Below are 8,560 nucleotides of genomic sequence, written 5' to 3'. Positions count from 1 at the left end.
CCTGGACCAAGACCGCCGACGAGATCCTCAAGTCCCTCGCCGACTACCTCGCCAAGATCAACCCAGTCGTCCAGGCATCACGGTAATTACTACCCCCATGATTTGTGGCGCATCACACTAGAGGACTTCGGTCTGCTGTGGGGCCACGCAGTGGGATTCCTCGCCGACCTGCACGACGTAGCCCTTCGGCGGCTCCAGGGACGTCGTCCACCAGATCCCGGTGACCTCCCCGACAGCGTCCGTCGTCGCGCCCGGCGTGTCCGACTCCGTGCGGATCCGGACGCGGGTTCCTTCGGGCAGGTCGCTGCGGTGGCGAGGCGGCATGCCGGGGTGGAGTCCTCCCCGGGAGGCCAGGAACTCCGGCCGTAGCCGCCAGGGGCTGCCGTCCTCGGCCTCCACCGTGTAGAGAGGTCCGACGTGGTCATCGCGCTCGTCCTGCTCGACGACACACGCGACGATCACCCCGCGGGTGCCCACGATCTCCGGCCCGAGCCGGCCCAGTTCCGGAAGGGGCGGGTGCGGCGTCGCCAGTTCCACCAGCTCGCCGTAGGCCAGCGTGGCCTGCTCGGGCCAGGGAGTCTCGTCCACCGGCCACCGATGCCCGACCGTCATGAGGCCCTCCTGTCCATGGCCTCCGTGGACCCACCACACCATAACCGCGAGGCGGTCGGCCGACCCCGCCCGGCCGGCCCCGACCTGACCACGTGCGACCTGGAACTGTCCGGCCGATCACTCTGCAGCAGCTGCATGAGGCCGGCCATCGCTGGCCGCCCGGCACCGGGCGGGCTCCGTTCGAGATCGAGATCGAGACCGAGGCTGAGATCGAGACCGAGGCTGAGACCGAGGTCGAGGCTGAGGCGGAGCCCGTGAACGAGGGCGCCGATTCCTGACCGCCACCGGCGGATGGCGCCGGGGGCGGTGCCGCCCGTTCAGCCGATGTGGTGCTGGTTGAGCCAGGTGAGGGTGTGGTCGGCGAGTTCGGTCCAGCCGTGGTCGACGGTGAGGGAGTGGCCGCGGTCGTCGAAGCGGTGGTAGTCGGTGACGGCGGGGGACTTGCGGTACTGCTTGTGGGTGGAGCGGGTGAGGACGTCGGGCACGGTGTGGTCGAGTTTGCCGGAGAGGAGGAGGAGCGGTCCGCGGTTCTGGTTGTGGGTGTCGACCTTGGCGGGGGAGTGTGGGGCGAAGTTGCTCAGGGCGAGTTGGAAGAGGGGGCGGGCGGGGCTGGGGATGGTCCATTCGTCGAAGAGCTGGTCGGATTCCTGCTGGGAGACGGCGTTGGCGAACGCGTAGCGGAACTGCTCGGGGTTGAGTGAGACGGCGCGCTTGGTGTTGCCGGGGTTGCGCAGGAAGGCGAAGGCGGACTTGGCCTGGGCGGGGCCGACGGCCTTGACGCCCTTGATCTGGCCGGGGCAGATCGCGACGGCGGCCTGGGCGAGGTTCTGGCCGAGGAGGTGTTGGGCGATGAAGCCGCCGACGGAGTGGCCGACGAGGACGGGCGGGGTGTCGAGGTCGCGGATGATCCGGGCGTGGTGGGCGGAGATCTCGGCGAGGCCGATTCCGCCCTGGGGGTCGGGGTTCCTGCGGGCCTGGGCGATGGTGGCGGGGACGCCGGGCCATTCGGGGAGGATCGGTTCGTAGCCGGCGTCGCGGAACCGGTCGGCCCAGCCCTGCCAGCTCGTGGAGTGCAGCCAGAGGCCGTGGATGAACATGACCGGGGTGCGGTTGCTGGGCATGGCGGGGTCTCTCCTGGTGCGTGAGGGCTGGGGATCGGATCGGTGGCCGGTCGGGGCGCGGTCGTTCGATCCAAGAAGTAGAAAGAGCGTTCTCTCTACTCCTCCAAGGTAGAACGATCCTTCTGCTAGCGTCAAGCCATGACGACGAGAGATTCCGCGCCACCGCGCGCTCGCATCCTGGCCGCGGCGATGCGGCTCTTCTACGCGCAGGGCGTGCGCGGGGTGGGCATCGACCAGCTGATCCGCGAGTCGGCGGTCGCCAACGCGACCTTCTACCGGCACTTCCCGTCCAAGGACGACGTCGTGCTCGCCTATGTCCGCGAGCACGACCGCCTCTTCCGCGCGGCCGCCGCCACAGTGGCGGACCTTCCTCCGCGCGAGGCCGTGGCGGCCCTGTTCACCGGCATCGCCGACGAGTTCTGCGCACCCGGCTTCCGCGGTTGCCCGTTCATCAACGCCGCCGCCGACTACCCCGACCCGCACCATCCCGTCAGCCAGGCCATCCAGGAACACATGGACTGGTTCCGCGCCCTGCTGACCGGCCTGCTCGCCGACGCCGGCCACCCCGACCCCGACCGGGCGGCCGACACCCTGCTGATCCTGCGGCACGGCGCGATGAACCAGAGCCGCTTCACCGCCCCCGCGGCGGTGCGCGAGGCGCTGACGGCCGCCGTGGACGCCGTCCTCGGCTAGAAAGCAGGCAGAGTGCGCCACCGGTGGTGGCGCACTCTGCCCTCCCGGCCGCTACGCCCGGCGTGCGTGCCGTGTGCGTTGCGCGCGTCGCCGGGGCCGGCCCGGGTGGTGGAGGGTGGTCACTCTCCCGAGCGGTCCTGGCGCAGGCGGGCCGAGGCGAAGGCGGCGATGAGCCAGCCGAGGCCCAGCAGCGCGCCGCCGCCGAGGCCGACCGTGGCCACCGGGGCTCCGGCGCTCGCGAGCATCAGGGCGGGTTCCTGCACGGCGGGTGCCTGCACGGCGGTGTCGCGCGGGGGAACGGGCGCGGGGTGGGTGCCGGCGGGGTGTTCGGCGGCCGACGTGTCACCAGGGGCGGTGCCGTCGGGGTGGTTGTCCCACTGGCCGGGCCCGGGGTGGTGGTCGCCCCAGCCGCCGTGGCCGCCGGAGTTGTGGCCGTCGCAGCCGCCGTGGTCCTGGTCCTCGCAGGGGGTGCAGGCGACGATGGTGACGGTGTTGCTGGTCGCCGTCACCGGGGTGCCGTCGGGGGTGGTGCCGGTGACGGTAGAGGTGTCGGTGATCTTCCCGGCCTGCACGTCGGACTCGGCGGTGGAGTACGTCGCGGTGCAGGTCGTGGACGCGCCCGGGGCCAGGGTGGTCACCGGGCAGGAGACGGCCGGCGTGCCCGGGCCGGAGTCCGTCACGGCGAGCGAACTGATCGTCGTGTCACCGGTGTTGGTGACGGTGAAGGTGTAGTGCAGGGCCTGTCCGGCGGCGGAGAACGAGGTCTCCTGGACGGCCTTGACGATCTTCAGCCCGGCGTAGGGGACGGTCACCTTGTTGCTGGTGGAGGTGATGTTCTGGCCACTGGGGGTGGTGCCGGTCACCTGCGCGGTGTCGACGACCTTGCCCGCGGCGACGTCCGCGTCGGTCGTGACGTAGGTCGCGGTGCAGTTCTCCGAGGCGCCCGGCGCGAGCGGCCCGGTGGGGCAGGTGACGGTCGGCGTGCCGGGGCCGTTGTCGACCACGCCGATGTTGGTCAGCGGCTGGGCGCCGGTGTTGGTGACCGTGTAGGTGTAGTGGATGGTCTGCCCGGCGGCGGTGTACTGCGCCTCGGCGGCCTTCTTCACCACGCTGATGGCGACCAGGGGGGTGTTGACCTTGTTGCTGGTCGTGGTGACGGTCTGGCCGCCGGTGTCGGTGCCGGTGACCTGGCCCTGGTCGGGCACGTTCTGGGCGGCGACGTCGGCGGCGGTGGTGACGTACGTGGCCTGGCAGGTGGTGGACTGGCCGGGCGCGAGCTGGTTGGTTCCGCAGCCGGAGACGGTGACGCCGGGCGTCAGGTCGGTCACCGTCACGTTGGTCAGTGCGATCTGGCCGGTGTTGGTGACGGTGTACGTGTAGTTGAGGGTCTCGCCCGGGGCTGTGAAGTCCGGCTGGACGGCGGACTTGGTGATGGTCAGCGCCCGCAGCGGCACGACGACCTGGTTGCTCGTCCCGGTCACCGTCTGGGTGCCGACGGTGGCGGTGAGGTTCGCCGTGTCGGTGATCGTGCCCGTCGTCGCGTCGGCGGCGGTCGCGGTGTAGGTGGCGGTGCAGTTCTCCGTGGCGCCGGCCGCGAGCGGGCCGGGCGGGCAGGTGACCGTCGGGGTGCCGGGGCCGGTGTCGGTGACCGCGACGTTCGTCAGCGCCACCGGGGCGTTGTTGGTCACCGTGTAGGTGTAGTGGATGGTCTGCCCCGCGACGAACGAGGCCTCGGTCGCCGCCTTGGTGATCGTGGGGGCGGGGACGTTGACCAGCACGGTGGTGGTGCAGCCGCCGGTGGTGGCGCAGGTGCCGCCGGCGATGGTCGGCGCGAGGTTGTTGGTCAGCGCGAAGTTGCCGATGTCCGGGTTGTTGACCTTGACCTGGTACGTCACCGTCACGGTGGAGCCGGCGGCGGGCGGCGCCGTCAGCGTGCCCGACCAGGTCAGGGTGTTCCCGGTGACGGCGGCCGTTCCGGAGCTGGCGGTGACGGAGCCCGGCACCAGCGTGCCGTCCGTCAGTACGGCGGAGAGGTCGTCACTGAAACCCGCGAAGGTGGCCGGGTTGGTGCCGGTGTTGGTGACGGTCTCGGTGTAGGTGAGGGTGTCGCCCTGGTCCACCGGGCCGGTCGGGGAGACCGACTTCGTGACGGTGTAGGAGGTGCCGGCCGGCAGGTTGCAGTTCCCGCTGTCCTGGGTGGCGGAGGCGCCGTAGAAGCGGTGCCCGGTGTTGGCGATGACGGTGGTGGGCAGCGTCGCGGTCGAGCTGGCGGTCGGAACGCCGTTCAGTTCCTCGATGGTGCCGTTCGCGCGGAAGATGTAGACGTTGCCGCCGGACTGCGCCAGACCGTAGATGGAGTTCGGGGTGGTGCCGATCTCGGTGATCGTGTTGTCCGGGTGGATGCGGAAGTAGCTGGTGGGGTTCTGGAAGAACGAATCGAACGCGACCCCGAGGATGTCGCCGTCGGACAGGGTGACGAAGTCGCCCGAGGAGACGAGCGTGGCGGGGTAGGCGACGGGGAACAGCGTGCTCACCCCGGTGGCCGGGTTGATCGTCCAGATCTGGTTCGAGAAGAACGACGCGACCAGCAGGGTGCCGTCCGGGCGGGCGCTCAACGCGTTGAAGTCGAATCCGTCGACCGCGGCCGGACCGGTGATCACCACCGAGCTGGTCTCCGCGCCGGTGGCTGGGTTGATCGTGTACAGCGTCGCCGGGGTTTCCTGCCAGGACACCCCGTACAGCGTCGTGCCGTCCGCACTCCACGCGATGTCCCCGTAGTCCCGCACCAGCGGCACGTCGGACAACTGCGTACCGGTCGGGCTGTACGAGTACAGCTGGTCACCGCCACCGCCGGTGTTCACCCACAGCGGCGTCGGCGGACAGGTCAGCGCCCGGGTCCCTGACTTCCCGTCCGCGCCGTTCGCGCGGTCTGCGCCGTCCGGGGACTTCCTGTCGGCGTCGTCCCCCGGCGAGGCGACGGCAGGGCTGACGGACGTCGCACCTCGTGCCGGGAAGGCGTGCGCCGGGAAGGCCTGCGCCGAACCGCCTCCCCAACCCGCCGTCATGCCGATGACCGCCAGCCCGATCGCCGCGGCGAGCCTGCCGCGCGACCGGCCGCGTCTGATCCCTGCCATACCGTCTCCGTTCCAGTCGGGCGTGATCACCACAGGGCCCCACGCCACAGAATTTTGATAACACGAAGTGTTTTTGTGAACACTTTGAGTAACTTGACATGGGTTGGCCCGGCCCGCCATCCGTACCCGAACTGGCTGCGTCCGCCGGATGTCGGCCACCTGGCCGCATCGCGGCCCCTCGCGCGGCGCCCCGGCTGCCGACGATCCTTCGGTCCGCGCCGAGGAATCCCCGACCTACCGTCGATTCCCGTGAACACCATGACGCCTGACAGCACACGCACTGACGCGCTCACTGACGCGCTCACTGACGCGCTCACCGATGGCTCGGTGAGCGCGGACCACGTGGCCATCGCGCCGAGCATCCTCTACTTCGGCACGCCCGTCGTCCTGCTCTCAACGGAGAACGGGGACGGCACCCCCAACCTCGCGCCGATGTCCTCGGCCTGGGCCCTTGGCCAGGTGATCGTCCTCGGCATGGGGGCCGAGGCGCAGACCGCGCACAACCTCCGCAGCCGACCCGAGCTGGTGATCAACCTGCCCGAGCCGACCCAGTGGCCGGCGGTCGAACGACTCGCGCCGCTCACCGGGCGCACCCCCGTACCCGCGAACAAGCAGGACACCTTCCGGTTCGAGCGGGACAAGTTCGCGGCCGCAGGCCTGCGGGCCGAGCCCTCCGAACTCGTCCGGCCGCCCCGGGTCGCCGAATGCCCCCTGCAACTGGAGGCCCGTGCCGCCCGGATCCAGCCCGACGCCTCCGGCGGGTTCCTCATCGTCGAAGCCCACGTGCTCAAGGTCCACGCCGATCCGGGCATCGTCGTCCCCGGCTCCCAGCACGTCGACCCGGCCCGGTGGAGCCCGCTGATCTACAACTTCCGCCACTACTACGGACTCGGCCCCGAGCTCGGCCACAGCTTCCGCACCCAGACGCCCCGTTGAAGCGGCTGAAGCCGTCCTGCTGTTTGCGCGAGAGAGTGTCAGTCCCGGCTGTCAGGGTGACGGGCATGGACCTCGACACCTTCTGGCAGATCATCGACGACACCCGCGCCGGCGCCGCCGACGAGAGCGAACACGCCGACGCGCTCACCGAACACCTCGCTGGTCTGGCGCCCGACCAGATCGCCGACTTCGACCGGCACTACGCGCAGCAGAAGGCCCGCTCCTGCACCTGGCTGCTCTGGGGCGCGGGCTACCTCATCAACGACGGATGCAGCGACGACGGCTTCGACTACTTCCGCGACTGGCTGATAGGCGCCGGCCGCACCCTCTTCGAACAGGCCCTCGCCGACCCGGACAGCCTCGCCGGACTCCTCGCCCCCGACCAGGAGGATCTGGAGGCCGAAGACCTCGCCTACGCGGCCACCCATGCATACCGCCAACTCGCCGGCAACGACCTCCCCGACAACGGCATCGCCTCCGGCCCCCCGACCGGCGAACCCTGGGAGGACGAAGACCTCCCCACCCTCCTCCCCCACCTGTCAGCCCGCTTCGCCGACTAGTCCCCCGCCCGCCTCCCCACGCCCGGCGCCGTTTCCGCCTCAGAGAATTATGTAGACCGACCGTCATATTCCTAGCCCCGGCCCATCTGGGGCGCTGCGCAGGAAGTCGGCCCGGCCGACTTCCTGCGCGCAGGGGGGCTCGCGCCTGCCGTGAGCCGAATATGTAGACCGACCGTCACCGAAGGTGGTCGGCGGACGGCACGGGGGAGAGAATTCTGCGGGCCGTCCTGGCCGACGCCGATGCCGAGAGCCGAATCGACTGGGGCATGGTCAGCGTCGATTCCGCGCTCATCGGCACGCGGCTGGCGCCTTCACCCCCCCCCGAGGGTTCCGGGTCAGCGGAAGGAGGCCGGCACGTCACCGTTCTGATGAGGACCTAGGGTGCTCGCGAGGCGGTCTCACCTGCAAGATTCACCTTGCTGGGGAGGGTGGGTGTCGCCCGCTCGGATTTGTGATCACGCCCGGCCAGGGGCGCCGCAGATGATTCCCGTGCACCCAGATAGTGGCGGCGAAGTTCGCCGAGTACGCGCTCGTCGACAGCCCTGACGTCCCACAGCGAGCTGTCTACTTCGGTCAGGGCGATCATCACCCCGTCCCCGGCGAACCCAAGTGCTTCGGCGTCGATCAGTTGGAGGAAGGGGGTCGTCAGCGACAACAGCGTCAACGTGTCCATGCCGCCGTCGGCAGACCGTCTCTCCATCTCGGCGCAACGAGGATCGACGATTTCGTCGAACTCGACGCGCCACTTCAGGTCCAGGCCGAAGCTGCCCAGGCGGACCAGTAGCTCAGCCAGCGTCACGTAGTGCTCTCCGTACCAGGCAGGAAACGTGATCCCCTTCATCCCCGCCTCTGCTTCGGCTGTATTGCGTGACAAGCGACCCCCTTCGTTCAACTGCAAACACTAGATCGCGGCCCTGACCAGCTCACACGACCCATCGGACAGGCCCTCGCCCCCGCCCGCTGGACGTCACACGCCGCCCCGCCCGCCTCCCCACGCCCGGCGCCGTTTCCGCCTCAGAGAATTATGTAGACCGACCGTCATATTCCTAGCCCCGGCCCACCTGGGGCGCTGCGCAGGAAGTCGGCCCGGCCGACTTCCTGCGCGCAGGGGAGGGGGTTCACGCCCGCCGCGAGACGAATATGTAGACCGACCGTCATATCCTGCGCTGCCCACGGTGGATTCCGCACAGGAAGTCGATCAGGCCGACTTCCTGTGCGCACCGGAGGTAGAGGCCGCGCTCGCCGGGCGCGTAGCTATGTAGACCGGTCTTCATATTCTCCTGCCGCCAGTCCGGGCTTGGGGTGCTGCGCAGGAAGTCGGCCAGATCGACTTCCTGTGCGCGAGCGGGGGGTGCTCATGCTTGCCGCGAGCCCAACTAGGTAGACCGGTCGTCATATTCGGTTCGCTGCGGGGTAGGTGTCGCGCAGGAAGTCGGCCTGGCCGACTTCCTGCGCCGGGGGGGGGGGGGGGGGCGGGCGCCCGGGGGGGGGGGGCGAGGCGCGG

General features: G+C 70.0%; 7 protein-coding genes and 1 pseudogene. 4 read left to right on the top strand and 4 right to left on the bottom strand.

The features are described 5' to 3' along the window. Nucleotides 1–117: 117 nt before the first annotated feature. The gene (locus tag ACIOGZ_RS41160) at nucleotides 118–612 is read right to left on the bottom strand and encodes a hypothetical protein (RefSeq protein WP_400811357.1); all 495 of its coding nucleotides are present in this window, start codon (nucleotides 610–612) and stop codon (nucleotides 118–120) included. Between the two features lie 317 nt (nucleotides 613–929). Further along, on the bottom strand, nucleotides 930–1,733 hold the full coding sequence (locus ACIOGZ_RS41155) for an alpha/beta hydrolase (RefSeq protein ID WP_400811359.1): 804 nt from the start codon (nucleotides 1,731–1,733) through the stop codon (nucleotides 930–932). 138 nt (nucleotides 1,734–1,871) lie between these two features. Between ACIOGZ_RS41155 and ACIOGZ_RS41150 the strand changes: the two genes are divergently transcribed. Continuing rightward, nucleotides 1,872–2,426, top strand: a complete 555-nt coding sequence (locus tag ACIOGZ_RS41150) for a TetR/AcrR family transcriptional regulator (protein ID WP_363585706.1) — start codon at nucleotides 1,872–1,874, stop codon at nucleotides 2,424–2,426. Between the two features lie 119 nt (nucleotides 2,427–2,545). Here ACIOGZ_RS41150 and ACIOGZ_RS41145 read toward each other — a convergent pair whose 3' ends face one another. Then, on the bottom strand, nucleotides 2,546–5,560 hold the full coding sequence (locus ACIOGZ_RS41145) for a CARDB domain-containing protein (protein WP_400844788.1): 3,015 nt from the start codon (nucleotides 5,558–5,560) through the stop codon (nucleotides 2,546–2,548). Between the two features lie 249 nt (nucleotides 5,561–5,809). On the opposite strand from ACIOGZ_RS41145, the gene ACIOGZ_RS41140 reads away from it, so the two are divergent. From ACIOGZ_RS41140 to ACIOGZ_RS41130, 3 genes and pseudogenes are all read left to right on the top strand, one after another. Then, nucleotides 5,810–6,496, top strand: coding sequence for a flavin reductase family protein (locus ACIOGZ_RS41140; protein WP_400811362.1), 687 nt, complete (start codon nucleotides 5,810–5,812; stop codon nucleotides 6,494–6,496). A gap of 65 nt (nucleotides 6,497–6,561) precedes the next feature. After that, complete coding sequence (locus ACIOGZ_RS41135; RefSeq protein WP_400811364.1) at nucleotides 6,562–7,056, top strand: DUF4240 domain-containing protein; 495 nt, start codon at nucleotides 6,562–6,564, stop codon at nucleotides 7,054–7,056. 170 nt (nucleotides 7,057–7,226) lie between these two features. Then, nucleotides 7,227–7,525 (top strand): annotated as a pseudogene (locus ACIOGZ_RS41130) (IS5/IS1182 family transposase); the annotation flags it as partial. Here ACIOGZ_RS41130 and ACIOGZ_RS41125 read toward each other — a convergent pair. Next, a complete protein-coding gene (locus ACIOGZ_RS41125; RefSeq protein ID WP_400989728.1) occupies nucleotides 7,433–7,897 on the bottom strand; it encodes a hypothetical protein in 465 nt (154 codons plus the stop codon). The pseudogene ACIOGZ_RS41130 and the gene ACIOGZ_RS41125 overlap by 93 nt on opposite strands. Between the last annotated feature and the right edge of the window lie 663 nt (nucleotides 7,898–8,560).

It is taken from the genome of Kitasatospora sp. NPDC088160, from assembly GCF_044741445.1.
Lineage (GTDB): Bacteria > Actinomycetota > Actinomycetes > Streptomycetales > Streptomycetaceae > Kitasatospora.
Note: the sequence above shows the minus strand (reverse complement) of the source record. Positions and strands in the feature narration are given on the sequence as shown.